Annotated in this window: 18 protein-coding genes; 8 read left to right on the forward strand and 10 right to left on the reverse strand. The window is 42.6% G+C overall.

All coding sequences use genetic code 11. From position 1 onward, the window contains the following. Positions 1-54 precede the first annotated feature (54 nt). On the reverse strand, positions 55-543 hold the full coding sequence (locus tag L4C35_RS15600) for a hypothetical protein (RefSeq protein WP_428463760.1): 489 nt from the start codon (positions 541-543) through the stop codon (positions 55-57). Continuing rightward, positions 533-1,249 (reverse strand): glycoside hydrolase family 19 protein, encoded by a 717-nt coding sequence (locus L4C35_RS15605; protein WP_428463761.1) that lies wholly within the window; start codon positions 1,247-1,249, stop codon positions 533-535. Before L4C35_RS15605 ends, L4C35_RS15600 begins: the two co-directional genes overlap by 11 nt. Before the next feature lie 410 nt (positions 1,250-1,659). On the opposite strand from L4C35_RS15605, the gene L4C35_RS15610 reads away from it, so the two are divergent. Together L4C35_RS15610 and L4C35_RS15615 are read left to right on the forward strand one after the other, a co-directional pair. Continuing rightward, positions 1,660-1,998 carry a cytosolic protein gene (locus L4C35_RS15610; protein ID WP_428463762.1) on the forward strand — a complete coding sequence of 113 codons (339 nt, stop codon included), beginning with the start codon at positions 1,660-1,662 and terminating at the stop codon, positions 1,996-1,998. A gap of 149 nt (positions 1,999-2,147) precedes the next feature. After that, entirely contained in the window at positions 2,148-2,543 is a 396-nt protein-coding gene (locus L4C35_RS15615; RefSeq protein ID WP_428463763.1) for a type 2 periplasmic-binding domain-containing protein, read from the forward strand. A gap of 387 nt (positions 2,544-2,930) precedes the next feature. Here L4C35_RS15615 and L4C35_RS15620 read toward each other — a convergent pair whose 3' ends face one another. Further along, on the reverse strand, positions 2,931-4,211 hold the full coding sequence (locus tag L4C35_RS15620; protein ID WP_428463764.1) for a serine hydrolase domain-containing protein: 1,281 nt from the start codon (positions 4,209-4,211) through the stop codon (positions 2,931-2,933). Between the two features lie 63 nt (positions 4,212-4,274). On the opposite strand from L4C35_RS15620, the gene L4C35_RS15625 reads away from it, so the two are divergent. Further along, positions 4,275-5,300 carry a LysR family transcriptional regulator gene (locus L4C35_RS15625; protein ID WP_428463765.1) on the forward strand — a complete coding sequence of 342 codons (1,026 nt, stop codon included), beginning with the start codon at positions 4,275-4,277 and terminating at the stop codon, positions 5,298-5,300. Between the two features lie 322 nt (positions 5,301-5,622). Here L4C35_RS15625 and L4C35_RS15630 read toward each other — a convergent pair whose 3' ends face one another. Beyond that, positions 5,623-5,841, reverse strand: coding sequence for a hypothetical protein (locus L4C35_RS15630; protein WP_428463766.1), 219 nt, complete (start codon positions 5,839-5,841; stop codon positions 5,623-5,625). Between the two features lie 265 nt (positions 5,842-6,106). Between L4C35_RS15630 and L4C35_RS15635 the strand changes: the two genes are divergently transcribed. Together L4C35_RS15635 and arsB are read left to right on the forward strand one after the other, a co-directional pair. Then, entirely contained in the window at positions 6,107-6,472 is a 366-nt protein-coding gene (locus tag L4C35_RS15635) for an ArsR/SmtB family transcription factor (protein WP_428463767.1), read from the forward strand. Between the two features lie 11 nt (positions 6,473-6,483). Continuing rightward, a complete protein-coding gene (gene arsB / locus L4C35_RS15640) occupies positions 6,484-7,509 on the forward strand; it encodes an ACR3 family arsenite efflux transporter (RefSeq protein WP_428463768.1) in 1,026 nt (341 codons plus the stop codon). A gap of 139 nt (positions 7,510-7,648) precedes the next feature. Here arsB and L4C35_RS15645 read toward each other — a convergent pair whose 3' ends face one another. After that, entirely contained in the window at positions 7,649-8,029 is a 381-nt protein-coding gene (locus tag L4C35_RS15645; protein ID WP_428463769.1) for a hypothetical protein, read from the reverse strand. Positions 8,030-8,278: 249 nt separating this feature from the next. Between L4C35_RS15645 and L4C35_RS15650 the strand changes: the two genes are divergently transcribed. Further along, positions 8,279-9,196 carry a M14 family metallopeptidase gene (locus L4C35_RS15650; protein WP_428463770.1) on the forward strand — a complete coding sequence of 306 codons (918 nt, stop codon included), beginning with the start codon at positions 8,279-8,281 and terminating at the stop codon, positions 9,194-9,196. A gap of 98 nt (positions 9,197-9,294) precedes the next feature. Here the strand turns inward: L4C35_RS15650 and L4C35_RS15655 are convergent, their stop codons facing one another. The 5 genes from L4C35_RS15655 to L4C35_RS15675 all read right to left on the reverse strand — a co-directional run bounded on the left by L4C35_RS15655 (position 9,295) and on the right by L4C35_RS15675 (position 13,562). Continuing rightward, on the reverse strand, positions 9,295-10,425 hold the full coding sequence (locus L4C35_RS15655) for an HlyD family secretion protein (protein ID WP_428463771.1): 1,131 nt from the start codon (positions 10,423-10,425) through the stop codon (positions 9,295-9,297). Beyond that, entirely contained in the window at positions 10,425-10,820 is a 396-nt protein-coding gene (locus L4C35_RS15660) for a DUF3302 domain-containing protein (protein ID WP_428463772.1), read from the reverse strand. Before L4C35_RS15660 ends, L4C35_RS15655 begins: the two co-directional genes overlap by 1 nt. Positions 10,821-10,945: 125 nt before the next feature. Continuing rightward, a complete protein-coding gene (locus L4C35_RS15665; protein ID WP_428463773.1) occupies positions 10,946-11,419 on the reverse strand; it encodes a GNAT family N-acetyltransferase in 474 nt (157 codons plus the stop codon). A gap of 88 nt (positions 11,420-11,507) precedes the next feature. Continuing rightward, positions 11,508-12,848, reverse strand: coding sequence for an ABC1 kinase family protein (locus L4C35_RS15670; protein ID WP_428463774.1), 1,341 nt, complete (start codon positions 12,846-12,848; stop codon positions 11,508-11,510). Between the two features lie 198 nt (positions 12,849-13,046). Then, entirely contained in the window at positions 13,047-13,562 is a 516-nt protein-coding gene (locus L4C35_RS15675; RefSeq protein ID WP_428463775.1) for a porin family protein, read from the reverse strand. Positions 13,563-14,172: 610 nt separating this feature from the next. On the opposite strand from L4C35_RS15675, the gene L4C35_RS15680 reads away from it, so the two are divergent. Together L4C35_RS15680 and deoD are read left to right on the forward strand one after the other, a co-directional pair. Beyond that, on the forward strand, positions 14,173-14,343 hold the full coding sequence (locus L4C35_RS15680) for a XapX domain-containing protein (protein WP_428463776.1): 171 nt from the start codon (positions 14,173-14,175) through the stop codon (positions 14,341-14,343). 41 nt (positions 14,344-14,384) lie between these two features. Beyond that, entirely contained in the window at positions 14,385-15,095 is a 711-nt protein-coding gene (deoD, locus tag L4C35_RS15685) for a purine-nucleoside phosphorylase (protein ID WP_062691591.1), read from the forward strand. Positions 15,096-15,424: the final 329 nt, after the last annotated feature.

Raw genomic sequence — 15,424 nt, forward strand, 5'->3', positions numbered from 1 at the left:
CACATAACTTAAATGATCGCAGGTAACAGCCATTTTATGGCTATGCCACAGACATTAGTTAGTCTCGGTTTTACCAATGACTTGAACAGGGTATTCATAATTAGTTTTATTAACTATGTATGTGCAAAGTGTATCCAAAAAATCTGCGGCCTTAGGGTTTAAAACATGACTCTCTACCAACTCACCAGAGTCTCGGCTTATAACATTAAATGAGCTAATCGTCTTTAAAGGGGTAAATTTACCACCGATAGAACTAAATACAACATACTCATAATATTCAGCATTAGATTCAGCATTATCAATATCCCCTTTAACAAGAGGCACTATGTAATTATCTCCCTTACAAGTTACATTATACTCTCCAACAAGCAATAACTCATTCCCTCCTTGCATATCTATAATTACATCATTACCAATATGACTCGATTGTTTTAATATGTATTGGTTATCAGAATAAACTTTCAGTGTAAAGCCATTCGAGTAAGCATTACAACTTGTAAGGATCGTTAAACAAGCAAAGAGTTTGAATAGTTTAGAACACATCGTTAAACACCTTTTTAGTGATAATAGACTTAAGATGCTCATGCCTTTTACCATAACTAGACGTATTTTTATTTACAATAGCTGTTATTGAGTCCGTTACACTCTTAGTACTACCTTTATCTGCTTTTATGTATAAATCATGCTTCATCCAAAAAACTAAAGCTGAGCGTACCGAATATTTAGCTGTTAATAGTAAATCAGGCTGTGCAACAAAGTCCTTGCTCTCTGACCATAAGTTATTATGCTTTGCTTGAATAGAGCTGTAATTAGCTTTCCCTGTAAGCTGAATCATACCTCGGCCACGGTACTTCCAACCATGACCAGACTCAATACTGCCATTTCCATTTCTATTAGCATACGCATGATTCGCGATAGCTGTTGTGTTTGCCTTCTTTTTATTTACAGGGTCATAAGCATGTTCTTTTGCTAGCTCAGGATTTTTCCTATAGTAAGAAAACAAAGAGGTTAGGGCCTTCTCTCTATACGTTAAGTCTTCCTCTAATCTAAAACTGTATCCAACTTCCTGCTTAACCTGAGCAAGAAAATGCGCAAGTCTAAGTTCATTATCAATTTTTCCTATAATTAGACTGGCTGTAAGTTCCGCAGCTACTTCCTTTAAAAATGAGTCACTAACAACTGAATCGTTTGGCCAAATCTTTCTCAGTTGAACAAGAGTTACTTTTGGTTTTTTCTTTTTCTGATCCATATCGGGTGCCATATGAATATAATTAATAAGGTATTATATTCATATGGAATTCATCCGTCATCGTGCTCAACGCTCTATGCGAGCTGCTACTATTAATTTTGAAATTATAACATCATCAGTTTCAACTCGATTTATAGCCATAACAGCCATTTCCTACGCAACCTTTACACATAATTCGCGCTAAACCCGCTTGCCAGCATCATATCGCCACACCTGATAAGCAAAGGAAAGAGGAGATACGTATATTCCCCCTTAAAAAATGCAAACCCACATCTGGACAAAATCGTGTTTCAAGTTGGCCTAGTGAATGTTCGAAATAGCACAGAATTACCGCATTTAACAACTTAATCTCTACTACGTTCTCCCCTGATAGTGGTAAAATATCCACATCAGAATTACCGAGAAACTCTATGTTTATCCATCATGTTAACGGCATCGACTGGCTGGTGATTACAGCTTTTGAAGAACTGAAAACTATATTTATCGAAGAAGCCGGTGCGATCCCCTCGTGCTTCTCCACCGCCAGCGAATTGAATCTGATTGATCAAGCAAAGCGCACTTATGGATATTTGCCTACACTCAGCGGCGTAATCACCGATACTGGCACTTTTCAAAGCCAGAGTAACGAAGAAGATTTGAACCCACAGCTTGCCTGCTTAGTTGAGGGACGTGGTCGGGTGTTTATCTATCACGGCGGCTTTGTAGCTTTTGTGGATGACGAGCAAACCTTTATTACCCGAATGGACTGAAAATTATTCAGTAAGTTAAAATCGGAGAATTGGCATTTCTAGCAAGAAATGAAGCAAAGGTGTGTTACGCATCTTCGTTAGCACACCTTTTAACTAGGAATACTAGCTCAATTGATTGAGAACTCTATTGCTTACCAGTTACTTTGTACATGTTGTCTGCTTGCTCTTTGACTGTCTCGGCATCAATTGGAAGGTACATTCTGACTAAGAAATTACCGCCTTTTTCTACGGTGGCATTACCTGTACCTACTTTCCATACCTCCCTTATTGAGCAAGTTGTTGCTAAGAAAGGACTAGAGATTAATGTTGTTCATAGAAGCACATCAGCAATCAGTATTCGTGAAATTGTGTTGAAATCTGACTTAATTGCTCCGACTCTAGAAAACTTTGTACAACATTGTGAGGAAGGGCTCAGAGCAATAAAAGTGACTAATTTTGAAGAACTTACAACATTGCGATTATGTGCTTATATTCATAAGAAAAATAGAAAAAGCAAAAAGCACTTGTGGTTGTATAAGATGATTAAATCATTGATTGAATCTTAAAGGCTGACTCTGCGTGCAGTAAGTCAGCCCTTCCACTCCACACTATGCAGTTACACTTCCAAACGGACTAAACTATCTAGAAATGGCATCAATCATCAACTAATTTTTTATGATGCTGGGCTGGTCAAATATAAATTTTTGTAGCGGTACGCATGGCACTTTCCACCTAACAGTTTCACTCTATATTGATCAAGCCGAAAGACGTAAGTGATCAAGTAACTTTAAGCATGCATACTCACGCTTTGATGTCCAAAAGTTTGCTAACTCGAGGGGTAACACGAAATGCCCCAAATATTGCTACAACCATCAACAAAACCTATTACCATTTTTAATGCAAAAAGCCCTACTCTCTATAGGGTAGCAGGGCTGTATAGTGATTGAGTGAACTTACTTAGCAGCAGCTATCGCTTTAAGAAGCTTTGGAGCCACTTCCATCATTGTCATACCCACGGTACGAGCTGCTTGCATTTCAGGCTGCGCGCCGTTTAAGCCAATTACAATACCCGTCTTAGGCTCACCTATAGTAACCTGCCCATTGATACCCACAAATACTAGGTAAGTAAGGCCTTCATAGTTTAGAACTCGGATCTGATCTTTATACCAAGCTGTTGGAATAAGTGCCGAGAAGCCATCGTATTGCCAAGCAGATTTCACTTCTTCGTTACCAGCGATTAGGTTATCGATGAATGACTTAGGAACAATCTGCTCACCTTTACGGTTCTTACCTTCGTTCATTAACACATCCATTAGGATAGCGAAGTCACGAGTGGTTGCGTTCATGCCGCCATCAAATGCCGCCAGACCTTTTTTGTTGGTAATCATGCGGCCGTTGTTTTCAACGCCAATACGCTTCCAGATGCGCTCTTCTATAGCATCAACGCCATTTTTGCCAGAAGCACGAGTAATTAGCTCACCAAGCACCTCCGTGTTTACGCCTTGATAATCGAACGCTTGACCAGTTTTCACATCATCACGCTGACCAAGCGTCTCAAGCATAGATAGCATGTCTGGGTGTTCTGGGTACTTGTTCTCGCCGTTCCACTCTACGATATGCATTTCACGCTCATCCCAGATAAGACCTGGAGTGAACTCGATCTTAACGCCAGAGCGCATGTCTGCAATCTCTTGAACCGTTGCATCACCAAAACCAGAGTCTTTTAGCTCAGGAATGTACTTAGTCACAAGCGCATCCATATCAATTTTTCCTTCCATGACTAGCGTTTGAAGGGTCATAGATACCAGAGATTTAGTAGAAGACATCATTAGATGCAGTTTATCTTTGTGCATGCCATTCCAGTATGACTCTGTGATTAACTTGCCATTTTTAAGTACCACTACTGACTCGTAGTTTAGGCGGTCACGTAGCATCTCTGTTAGCGTAAGTTCAGTACCATCAACATCGTGTACTTTGACTGTATCGATATCGAAGCCAGATGCTTTGCCAAGCTCAAGAGTCCAAGCACCTTTTCCCATTTCCATGTTTGAAGTGTACTTGTAAGCGTTCTGGTAAGTGAGTTTGTTATTTGCGCCACTATCCCAGTTTGATTGGCCAATACCCCAAGCCGCTGTTGAAGCAATGTAGTCCTGATCTGGAGCGTGAAGAGTTGCTGCTTGAGCACTAAAAGCAGTTGTTAGAGCAACAGCTACTGCTACGATAGTTTTTTTCATGATGTAATCCACCGAGATTGAATAAAAATGGCGATAGGTTCATATAACTCAGCCGGTAACTCTATGAGATATTTAACCAAACACCTTGCTTTCTTGATTTTGATATTACGTCACACCAATTATTCGACAAACTTGGTAGCCATGCATAAAATGCAAGGTAGAATTCTATCGTTAGGAACAAAAGCCGTGTTAAATAGCTTAGCAACCCTCAATTTGAGTGAATTACAGGCGTTTATGTACACTTATGAGCTTGGTAGCTTTGCGGTGGTGGCACAAAAGTATGGTAAGCATGCATCTACCTATAGCCGAAGAGTCAACAACCTTGAGTTGGATCTAGGTTTAGCTCTGTTTGTTCGCAACGGTAGTCATCTTACCCCAACCGCAGATGGCAGTACCCTTTACCCCCCTGCTAAGGCGATTTTGAATGAGGTTGAGCACTTTGAAAGACGTGTACAGCTCTGCTTGGAAGATAATGAAGCGACAATCAAAGTCGCCATCGATAGTACCCTCAATGCATTTTCTCCAGAGCTTACCATTGCTCAGATTGCTGAAGAGTTTCCCGCCACTGATGTTGAAGTTCTCAGTGGCAACACTCAACAGGTTATAGCGATGCTTGAGCAGAAAGAGGCTGACGTAGGCCTAGTCTTGAGCAGTTTTGATTACCCATCGGACATTATCAATCACAAGCTGTTTGATTTTCGTTTTGTTCGCACCATGTCGCCAGGTTATGCAAAGCGTTTAAGGCTATCTTTAGATACCCCCATTGAGCCCAACGTAATTCGCACCATGAAGCAAATCGTACTCGCTCCTATCAACCGACTTGGCGTGAATACTCAAAACTACAGCAACCACCTATTGCATGTTGATAACTTCCATATGGCAAAATCGTTGGCTATTAATGGCACAGGCTGGGCAAACCTGCCATTAGTTGAATGTCAGGATGCACTAGATAAAGGAGAGCTGTTGGAGTTTCAAGTTGAGTACGACCATGATTTGGAATGGTCTGTGGATTCGATTTGGCTATCTGATGTTAGCCGAGGGCCAGTGGCAAGACGACTGGTTGAGTTGTTTACTAACGGGGCTCAATAAACCTTGATCTGCACGAGCAAGCACTGCAGCCTGCCGACGCACAATATAAACATATTGTACTACCGCCCTCCGATTCGGTTTCCACCTCAGAAAGCTCGAATAATGGCTAAGCCGCTTTATTCAAGTAGAAGACAACTCTAGGGCTTTGCATTACTACACAGTGTATACAATAATATTGTATTGAGATCAGTCAACGACTGTACTTTGTACTCAATCTGCATATCGGCCTGTTTACAGCCTTATTACAATTCTCGTAACCCACATCTGGACAGAAATGAGTCAGAGCCTAGTCTTGTGATAACGAAATTCGAATTAGCTTATTTTAAAAGTCTATCTTATCAAGCCACTCGACATGCTTTGCGCGTTCTTCTTGCTGCCATTTCAAACTCCAAACCCAATCATCACCCCTTGGTGAGCAATCAGAGCACTTATCACAATGACCAATAACATTTGTAGGGGTATAGTTGGCTAGACCTATTGCAATGAACTGACCTTCTCTCGAAGCAGGATCATCTGTGTCCATACCAAGGTTTTTAGCCATATCAGCAAAGAATTGCTTTTGCTCTTCAATAACCGCGCTAACTGCACTTTCCTCACGAAAACCACCTAAAAACCACTCAAACTGGAAACCGGAATTTCGCCAAATTCATCGATTTTTTAAAGTCATTTAAAAACAAATAGATAAGACAAAAAATCCAGTCCAGTTTGGCCGAAAAGAATCCAGAACAGGACTGGAAACCACACACAATCAAAGATTCCAACTGCTCACAGCTTGATCATTTCAATAGTTCTTGTATTATCGAAATATGAATAAAGAACAAGCTACGAATATATTTGAATCCCTTTCTTCTGGTGTACGGCTGGACGCTTGGCGTCTATTAGTCAAAGCAGGAAGCCAAGGGTTGGTTGCTGGCGAAATGGCTACAGAGATGGATGTAGCACCAAACTCATTGTCATTTCATTTAAAAGCCATGCTCCATGCGGGGTTAGTAACAGTAACGAAAGAAGGTCGTTTTCAACGTTACCGCGCTGACATTCCTTTGATGCTTGATTTGATCGGTTACATGACCGAAGAGTGCTGCGCGAACGAAGACAACCAAAACTGTGCAACACCAACGGCTACTTCTATCTGTCCTTCAGCGGCTTGTGCTGCTGATAGAAAAACTAAATAACGAGGCTTCTCATGGGTATTTTCGAACGCTTTTTAAGTGTTTGGGTGGGTCTTGGCATGATTGCAGGGCTATTCCTTGGCGTACAACTTCCTGATTTATTTACTGCTTTAGGTAACATCCAGTACGCACAGATCAACTTAATTATTGCTGTGCTTATTTGGTTAATGATTTACCCAATGATGATGCAGGTTGATTTCACTTCGGTAAAAAATGTTCATCGTCGTCCTAAAGGGTTGATCATTACTGTGGTGGTTAACTGGTTGATCAAGCCTTTTTCTATGGCGCTGCTCGCGATGCTGTTCATGCGTTATATTTTTGGCCCGTGGATCAGCCCTGAACTTGGCGATCAATACATTGCTGGCATGATCTTACTGGGCGTGGCGCCTTGTACTGCCATGGTGTTTGTTTGGAGCCAGCTCACCAAAGGCGATGCCAACTACACCTTAGTACAAGTGTCGATTAATGATTTAATCATGGTGGTGGCGTTCGCACCGCTGGCTGCCTTTTTACTTGGCGTGACAGATGTAACCGTACCTTGGGATACTTTAATTCTATCGGTATCGCTGTTTGTTGTGGTGCCTTTAGTGGCAGGTGTTGTCACCCGTCGCGTTGTGAATAATCAAACTAAACTCGATAAACTTGGCGCGACCTTAAAGCCATTTTCCATTGTAGGTTTAGTGGGTACGGTAATTTTACTGTTTGGATTCCAAGCACAAACCATCATGGATAATCCGCTGGATATTGTGCTTATTGCCGTGCCGTTATTAATTCAAACCTATCTGATTTTTGCGATTACTTACATCTGGATGAAAAAGTGGGGACAACCACACAAAGTCGCCGCACCAGGCGCCATGATAGGTGCTTCTAACTTTTTTGAACTTGCTGTGGCTGTAGCGATTAGCCTATTCGGTATCCATTCAGGCGCTGCGTTAGCAACTGTGGTTGGCGTATTGGTTGAAGTACCCGTGATGCTGTCGTTGGTGGCTTATGCTAATAAAACACGTGGGGATTTTGCGGTAAGCGAAGCAACAAGTTAACGGCTAAATTTAGTCTCTAGATTTTATGAAAAACGGCTTACCACATAGATGATAAGCCGTTTTTGTTTTCAGTAAATAGGGCTATTTGCATAACAATGGCTGTGCTTTACAAGCACCTACTTTACTGAAACACCAGATATTAAAACTGAGTAGATTCACAATCGTAATAGTTTGCTTGTGCATCACTTAAAATGGTCACTGGCACACCCATTACTGACACTTCAGATGGGATATCTAGGTGGACGTAATTAGCACCTAGCTCTACTGCTGGCTCTAATACTTCACTAACTAAGCGTTCCATTCCTAGGTTAGGAGTAGCGCGATCGGTGATTTTCCATTCACGTACTTCATTAAGTAGCAATTTACATTGCATCGCTTCTTTTGGTACTGCTTGGCCGATCAATACTTCAGTACCATTTTGGCTGGTATGACTTTCAACCAAACTTTCAGCGATGCTTGAACAACCCGCTGTTACTGCTAATACACTACCAATTAATAAAACTTTTTTAAGTTGAGTCATGTTCTGCTCTTATTATGTTTAACAACAAACCTATAATACAGTGTTCATTTACTAACAATCAATAGGTTTGATGAAAAACATTATGATTTTCACTTAAACTTTTCTCTAGGCCAAGCTCGTAGTAGTAACACAGACAGATCTCCCCAACGTAATCGCCAGCAAGCAGTTCAAATGAGGTGCTTGTTTCATACTAGCTGGTGATTTATCCTCAATGCACAGTTTCATTCAGTGGAAAAACGAAGGGATATTATGAAAAGTTCGCACACATACCCAATTGGTACTCCTGGCCAAAAATGGGGCGATGAAGAAAAAGCACAATGGCGAGCACAAGTGACGGTTAAGCGCTCTTACCAACAAGAAGTTGTGACAAAAATTAACGCACTCGCAGACCGATTTGATCTGAGCCAGTATGGCGCGCTGTCTTACGATGTAGAACGCTTTCCCCTGCTTTCACTGAAAACGAAAAACTGGGACGACTCAAAGCCAACTGTTTTGATTTCTGGTGGTGTTCACGGCTACGAAACCAGTGGTGTTCATGGCGCGCTTCAGTTCTTAGACACACATGCAGAGCAATACAGCGATACATTCAATATTGTTGTTGCACCTTGTGTGAGCCCTTGGGGCTACGAAACCATTAACCGTTGGAACCCGCTAGCGATTGACCCAAACCGTTCTTTCTTTGCCGATAGCCCAGCAGAAGAATCAGCCGCGCTAATGCAATTAGCTGACTCTTTAGGTAATGTGCTAGTGCATATCGACCTTCACGAAACCACAGACACTGACGAAGAAGAATTCCGCCCAGCACTGTCTGCACGTGATGGTAAAGAGTACATCGAAGATAGCGTGCCAGATGGCTTCTACACAGTAGGTGACACTGAAAACCCACAAGCTGACTTCCAAAAAGCCGTCATTGATTCTGTTCGCCGCGTGACACACATCGCGCCACCAGACAGTGAAGGCAAGATCATTGGTGAAAAGATTGAGCAAGAGGGCGTGATCAACTACCCAATGAAGGCACTGAGCCTGTGTAACGGCATCACTGACTGTACTTACGGCACCACAACAGAAGTCTACCCAGACAGTGAGCACGTAACAGATCAAGATTGTAATAACGCACAAGTAGCGGCCATTACAGGTGCACTTGATTACGTGAAAGCGCGTATCTAATCCAAACGACGCAATAACGTGACTCAAGAAAAAGGCGGCGAAGAATAATCTTCACCGCCTTTTTTCATTCAGCAAAAAACACTTCACTGCATGTTGCTTTAGTGATCTAAGTACAAGTAGTTCTGCCAGCTTTTCATACGAATGAGTACTTTACGCATAATCGACACATGCTCAAAACTGTCAGAGTACACAGCGATTTCGACATTGGTCCCTTGTGGTAACGCATAGTGGGTAATGTCATCTATCATACGTAGCTTCACCAAAGGACGACCTTGGCGTCTTAGCATATCTGAGCTATATAATGTCCCTTGCGCTTGTACTTGGCTTTCACCGATTGCAGGTAACACCTCCACCACTTCGGCTCGGAAGGTTTTACCCGGAAGCGCGCGGAAAATCATGTCGGCCTTAAAACCAGGCTTTAAACGCAGTAACGAGTTTTGCCTAAAAGCACCCACGAAGAACTGTTCTTCTTGATGCACAAAGGTCATCACAGTTCGCAGTGGCATAGGTAGTGCCATCATCCCTGGGCGCAGCGTCACTTGCGTCACATAACCTGCTGTTGGCGCATAAACCACGGTTTCATCCAAATCAAACTCCGCTTTACGCAGCATGGCTTGGACTTGCGCTGTGGTGGTGTTCTCACCCAAGATCTCAGATTCAAACGCCAATTTTGCTCGACGCTCTTCAGCGTTGGCCGCCTCTAAGGTCGCTTCAGCACTTAAGTAAAATTGACGACGATTATCGACATCTGATTTTGTAAACGCGCCACGCTTGTAGCCTTTTTCATAGCGTTTAAATTGTGCCAAGGTACGGTCTCGTTCAGCTTTCGCTTTTGCAACACTGGCTTGGCTGGCTTTGTATCCCGCCTCTAGTTCCAACACATCTTGTTCTGCTTCCGCCAACATGGCTGTTAAGCGGTTCACTTCTGCTTGGTATGGCGTAGGATCAATTTTAAATAACACATCCCCTTTTTTAAGTAAGACATTCGCTTTAACAGGTACTTCTGTCACACGGCCGCGCACACCCGGAATAATCGGGGTACTCACAAAAAACTGCGTCCCTTGATTGGTATGAGGGTGGTTGTAGTTCATCAGTAGAATTAACGTACCGATTAAGATAACCCCACCAAGCACGGCCGTTGGCACTGTCCATTTGTTTAATGGAATATTGAAGGTTTTAAAAAGAAATACACACAATGCGGCGTATGTGAGGATTAAGAGTAAGTCCATTACTTCTCCTCCCCTGTTTGATTAGTTCCTGATTGATTTACATCAGACTGGCTCTGGCTCGGTTGCCCTTCAAGCGTTGCCACCTTATGGCTCAGTAACTCTACTTGAGCTGATAAGGTATTGATTTGATGATGCAGCTCGTTCTGCTCAGCCTGAATTTTTTGAAAACCCCACCCACGATCTTTACGCCATAAGGTAGCCCATATCCATAAAAACGGCCAAAGCGCATGCAGGGTAAACAGGCTTACCCAACCCGCATAATGAATGGCATCTTGATGCGGATGATCCCGCTCTTTAGATATTTCATAAGGGATATCGTGAATGACAATAATGCCGTAAAACAACACTAATGCGACAAACACCAATAACCCAAGTGCAAAGTAGTCTAAAAACATCTTTCCTCCCTAAAAGATGACAACCTATTTATTATTCTGTTATATCTCACCTTCATTAAAACTAGCAGAATTCAAACGGAACTTATTAAATTACAATGCAAAATCAGTGGTCGAGCTGATTTATATTAATCACATTTATTAATGATCAATTGCTCTATTGGCGCAGAGAAAGGAATACAGCCTCCCGGTAACTCTTTCTTTTCACCATTTTTTTGGAAGCCATGATGCAGATAAAACGGTTCAGCATAGGTTGACGCATTTAGGCGAATAACAGCGGCAGGGTCGTCTTTATAACGTTGTATCAGTGCCGACTGTAAAAGTGATGATGCAATACCTTGTCGATGATAAGCAGGATCGACAAATAAACAGCTCAAACGATTATCTGGTTTGAGTAAAACGACGCCAACAACCCGCTGTTTGTGACGGTATAACAAATAGATGTAGCCGCTAGGGATTAACAAGCTCTTTAGCCCTTCATCCACACAGCCAGCCACTAAGCTATCTGCTTCATCTTTAGAAACCGCAAGAGTCTGATGAATGGCTTGCTCAATAACATGAATAACAGCAGATAAATCATCACGCTGAACTGCTTCTATCATAAACATCCTTGTATACCATTGATGAAATGTATCTATCCGCAAGTCACTCGACTGGCGCAGCCCTGCTCTAATCAAAAGCCACAAGCGATTAAGACAGTTTTGTCTTTTTTGCTTGTCGGTATGGTGCAAACAGCACGCTGACATCGACTTTCGCATTAAGCTTGGCTGCTAATAAATACAAGCCGCCTAATTTACGATGAAAAAATATCGCATCCGCAGGAGGTGTATGCCAATACCCTTTGTCCATACTGAGTGACGTACCTTCTTCTTTAATCCGCTTAGCGAGATCAGTATCACCAAAGTTATAGCACCCTTGATGCATTAATGGCTCACATGCTTGCTCACACAGGTTAATAACGGCTTGGCGTTGCTCGTCACGAATCGGCTGACTAAAAAAGCCGATACTGGCGAGAGCTTCATCCATTCTCTCACGGTTATTGTCAACTGCACCATTCATGAGCTGCTGATAGCCCTCGCTAATATATGCAGGGTATACACGGGTCGCGCCAAAATCTAATAAGACTAATTGCTTGGTATCACGGTTATACTGAAAGTTGGCAAAATTGGGATCCGTTTGGACCAATCGAAATTCAAAAATCTCCCGAAACAGCAAGGTAAAGGCTAATTCAATGACACGATCTCTTACTGCTTGAGGCGCATTAACCAAGTTTTCTATTGCTTCACCTTCAACGAAGCTCATCGCTAAAATATTGGGTGTGGTCAGATCATCGAACACATCAGGGATCAAAAAGTTGCTATCGTCCGCCAGTAAGCTAGCGTATTGGCGCAACAGCTTAGCCTCTAATAAATAATCTGCTTCGTCATGCAATTGCTTTTTGGCTTCTTCTAACAAGCCTTGGTAATCGACTTCTTTCGGGATCAAGCCCGATACTCTTAACAGCGTCGCTACGTTATCAACGTCACTTTCAATACTTTCTCTCACCCCAGGGTATTGGATCTTGAGCGCCAAATACCGTCCATCTTTAGTATGGGCTGAATGCACCTGACCAATAGAGGCCGCGGCTATCGGGTAAAAGGTGAATTGGTTGAATGTATCTTGCCACTCAGGCTGCCATTCACTCTCCAGTACATGGTTGAGCTGGCTAATCGGCATCGGCTTGGCATCAGATCGTAATCGCGCAAGCAAATCTGTTAGTTCTGGTGGCAGTAAATCCCCCGCATCCATCGATAACAACTGCCCCACTTTCATAGCAGCGCCGCGTAATTGCGCCAATTGATCGGCCACGCGTTTGGCATTAGCGGGGGTTAATAACAAGTCGCTGGCTTTAGGCTTTTGTCCTTTCGCTATTTGACGCACGCCTTCGGCAACCATGCCACCAGCAACACGCGAGGCCAATGACCCCAATTTACTCATTCTAGACAAGCGGCTACGGGGGACTTTGGCATACGTTTTATCAGTACTTTTCATCGTCTCACTCTAAATGACTTTCTAAGGTTTAAGATACAGGACGCAGTGAACATCGCATTGTTAGATAGCCTGAACAAGAGAAGATACGAAAGGAATGGAAATAGGGTTCAATTTTTCAACGTTAATGAACCCATTCTTGCAGTCATTATGTAGGATTAAAGCCGATCCTCACGCCTTACTAAATACTTACATGCCCCACTAAATACCAACGCCAACCGAAAGGATAAAGGCATCATTGCTGATCCCTCCCATATCACGGTATTCATAGCCTAAGGTTAAATCAACAACAGGAATAAAAGTAAGAACAACGCCCGCCCCACCAGTGAACCCCCAGCCTTTTTCAGTATTTTTTTTGCCTGCGAGCTCTCGGTCAGCATTGTAATAGTTTGTGCCTGCTTTCGCGTAAAGTGAGCCTATCACTAAAGGTAAGTCACCACGAAGCGTGATTGGGAAAGAGGTATAATCAATGTCGTTTTTTACCGACGCTAATTTCGAGTCCACTTCTGCGCTGCCTTGAACAAAGCCGGCGTTAACACTGAAAATATCATTAATATGGTAAGTCGCATTGATGCCGTATTCATAGCCATAGTCGCTATTACCATCATATGAGATACGCGAAGCCCCTGCACTCGCCCCCACAGACACTCCTAATAAATCCGCAGACGCGGTAAAAGGTAACAGTGCTAACAAACCTATGATGCAATTCCTTTTCATGCCATTCACTCCTTATTGACTCTTAATTATGGGATGTGACGGTACAACTTTGCGTATCCCTGCCTTCAATAATTAGTCCAATTGAAACACTGTGCCAGTATTGCAGGCAACTTGGATCACAGTTCAACAATTTCGTTTGCGTGATAAAGCGACCACCTTGATAAGGCTGCAAGGATGCACTCGCTGAAATAAAGCCGAAAAATCATGATAGAAAATGCAATGAGCTGTTATAAAATCACTAATCAGGATGCAATCCATTACAAAGTCACATTTCAATGAAAACACATACATTTGCTATTACATTACACAGCAATGGTTATTAACGCTTAAAAATCATGACTATATGGAATACGCAATTAGATACTCTGCTACAAAGCGGCTTAATGACAGAACACTTAGCAAACGATTACGCTCCCGATTTCAACACCTTTGGTAATCAACAGGTGTTTTTCGCTTCGTGGTAAGGCAAAATGTGATCGTGATCGCGAGACATTAGTGCTTAGCTCTCTAAACTAGCCCTATATCGAACGGCAATAAACAAAAGGCCATTAGAGCTAAAAAGCCGTCAACATTTGTATTTTGTAATGCGACACACAACGAGGGTAAACACATGAGCGAGATTCTACTTGCGACCTTTGCAGGTTTCATCGTGGGAATATTTTTTACGGCAATAAAGCTTCCACTTCCAGCGCCACCCGTGCTGCCAGGAATAATGGGGATTGTCGGTGTTTACCTAGGCGGTGTGGCGTATCAAAGCATTGTTGAACGTTTTTTCGCTTAATCTAGTCTTTTAATTACATTCAAATATTCCAGGAGTGAGCTATGGCTACCCCACATATTAATGCAGAACTTGGTGATTTCGCTGAAACAGTCCTAATGCCAGGCGACCCGCTACGTGCAAAACTGATTGCTGATACCTTCTTAGAAGATGTTAAGCAAGTGTGTGATGTGCGCAATATGTTTGGCTACACAGGTACTTACAAAGGTAAGCGTATCTCTGTGATGGGCCACGGCATGGGTATCCCGTCTTGCTCTATTTACGCACACGAGCTGATCAAAGATTTTGGTGTTAAAAACATCATCCGTATCGGTAGCTGTGGCGCAGTACACGACGATGTTAATCTTATGGATGTTATCGTTGCTATGGGTGCATCGACAGATTCGAAAGTAAACCGTATCCGTCTAAGCAACCACGATTTCGCTGCAATTGCTGATTACGGCATTCTTGAAACAGCGGTTCATCACGCACGTGAACAAAAAGTACCGGTACGTGTTGGTAACGTATTTACGGCTGATCTGTTCTACACCCCTGAAACTGAGCTATTCGCTAAAATGGAAAAGCTTGGCATTCTTGGTGTTGATATGGAAGCGGCGGGTATCTACGGTGTTGCTGCTGAATTAGGTGCAAAAGCACTAACGATTCTAACGGTATCTGACCACATCAAGCGCGGTGAGAAACTAAGCTCAGATGATCGTCTTAAGTCGTTCAACGACATGATGAAAGTTGCCCTAGAAACAGCAATTAGCATCTAAGTATGATTTGGTGGCGGTGTTTTCCCCGAGACATCGCTACCCTTTACAGCTAAGCACACAGAACATCAAACCAAGAACACTTAGCTAATACCAAACTGCTATTGGCACAGTCTCAGTGCAGTTTGTTATTAGTGCCCATAAGGAAGCAAAGGCATAGCTCGTATACTTACGAGGTATTAGCAAGGTTGCTGCTCAATATTTTGTAAAATGTGGCGTCTTACACAATTTGATGAATAGAGTAAGCAAACGCTGATGTTATTTATTAGCATGCATACTCTGTCAGGTAACCTTCTCCTTCGCTTCTTTTTGGGCGGCTAATATCCCCAAAT

The sequence above is a fragment of the Photobacterium kagoshimensis genome (genome assembly GCF_050337045.1).
Taxonomy (GTDB): domain Bacteria; phylum Pseudomonadota; class Gammaproteobacteria; order Enterobacterales; family Vibrionaceae; genus Photobacterium; species Photobacterium kagoshimensis.

Coding starts and splice junctions, on each gene's coding strand:
- L4C35_RS15600 (WP_428463760.1), bottom strand. CDS start 543: ATGTGTTCTAAACTATTCAAACTCTTTGCTTGTTTAACGATCCTTACA.
- L4C35_RS15605 (WP_428463761.1), bottom strand. CDS start 1,249: ATGGATCAGAAAAAGAAAAAACCAAAAGTAACTCTTGTTCAACTGAGA.
- L4C35_RS15610 (WP_428463762.1), top strand. CDS start 1,660: ATGTTTATCCATCATGTTAACGGCATCGACTGGCTGGTGATTACAGCT.
- L4C35_RS15615 (WP_428463763.1), top strand. CDS start 2,148: ATGTTGTCTGCTTGCTCTTTGACTGTCTCGGCATCAATTGGAAGGTAC.
- L4C35_RS15620 (WP_428463764.1), bottom strand. CDS start 4,211: ATGAAAAAAACTATCGTAGCAGTAGCTGTTGCTCTAACAACTGCTTTT.
- L4C35_RS15625 (WP_428463765.1), top strand. CDS start 4,275: ATGAGATATTTAACCAAACACCTTGCTTTCTTGATTTTGATATTACGT.
- L4C35_RS15630 (WP_428463766.1), bottom strand. CDS start 5,841: ATGGCTAAAAACCTTGGTATGGACACAGATGATCCTGCTTCGAGAGAA.
- L4C35_RS15635 (WP_428463767.1), top strand. CDS start 6,107: ATGAATAAAGAACAAGCTACGAATATATTTGAATCCCTTTCTTCTGGT.
- arsB (WP_428463768.1), top strand. CDS start 6,484: ATGGGTATTTTCGAACGCTTTTTAAGTGTTTGGGTGGGTCTTGGCATG.
- L4C35_RS15645 (WP_428463769.1), bottom strand. CDS start 8,029: ATGACTCAACTTAAAAAAGTTTTATTAATTGGTAGTGTATTAGCAGTA.
- L4C35_RS15650 (WP_428463770.1), top strand. CDS start 8,279: ATGAAAAGTTCGCACACATACCCAATTGGTACTCCTGGCCAAAAATGG.
- L4C35_RS15655 (WP_428463771.1), bottom strand. CDS start 10,425: ATGGACTTACTCTTAATCCTCACATACGCCGCATTGTGTGTATTTCTT.
- L4C35_RS15660 (WP_428463772.1), bottom strand. CDS start 10,820: ATGTTTTTAGACTACTTTGCACTTGGGTTATTGGTGTTTGTCGCATTA.
- L4C35_RS15665 (WP_428463773.1), bottom strand. CDS start 11,419: ATGATAGAAGCAGTTCAGCGTGATGATTTATCTGCTGTTATTCATGTT.
- L4C35_RS15670 (WP_428463774.1), bottom strand. CDS start 12,848: ATGAAAAGTACTGATAAAACGTATGCCAAAGTCCCCCGTAGCCGCTTG.
- L4C35_RS15675 (WP_428463775.1), bottom strand. CDS start 13,562: ATGAAAAGGAATTGCATCATAGGTTTGTTAGCACTGTTACCTTTTACC.
- L4C35_RS15680 (WP_428463776.1), top strand. CDS start 14,173: ATGAGCGAGATTCTACTTGCGACCTTTGCAGGTTTCATCGTGGGAATA.
- deoD (WP_062691591.1), top strand. CDS start 14,385: ATGGCTACCCCACATATTAATGCAGAACTTGGTGATTTCGCTGAAACA.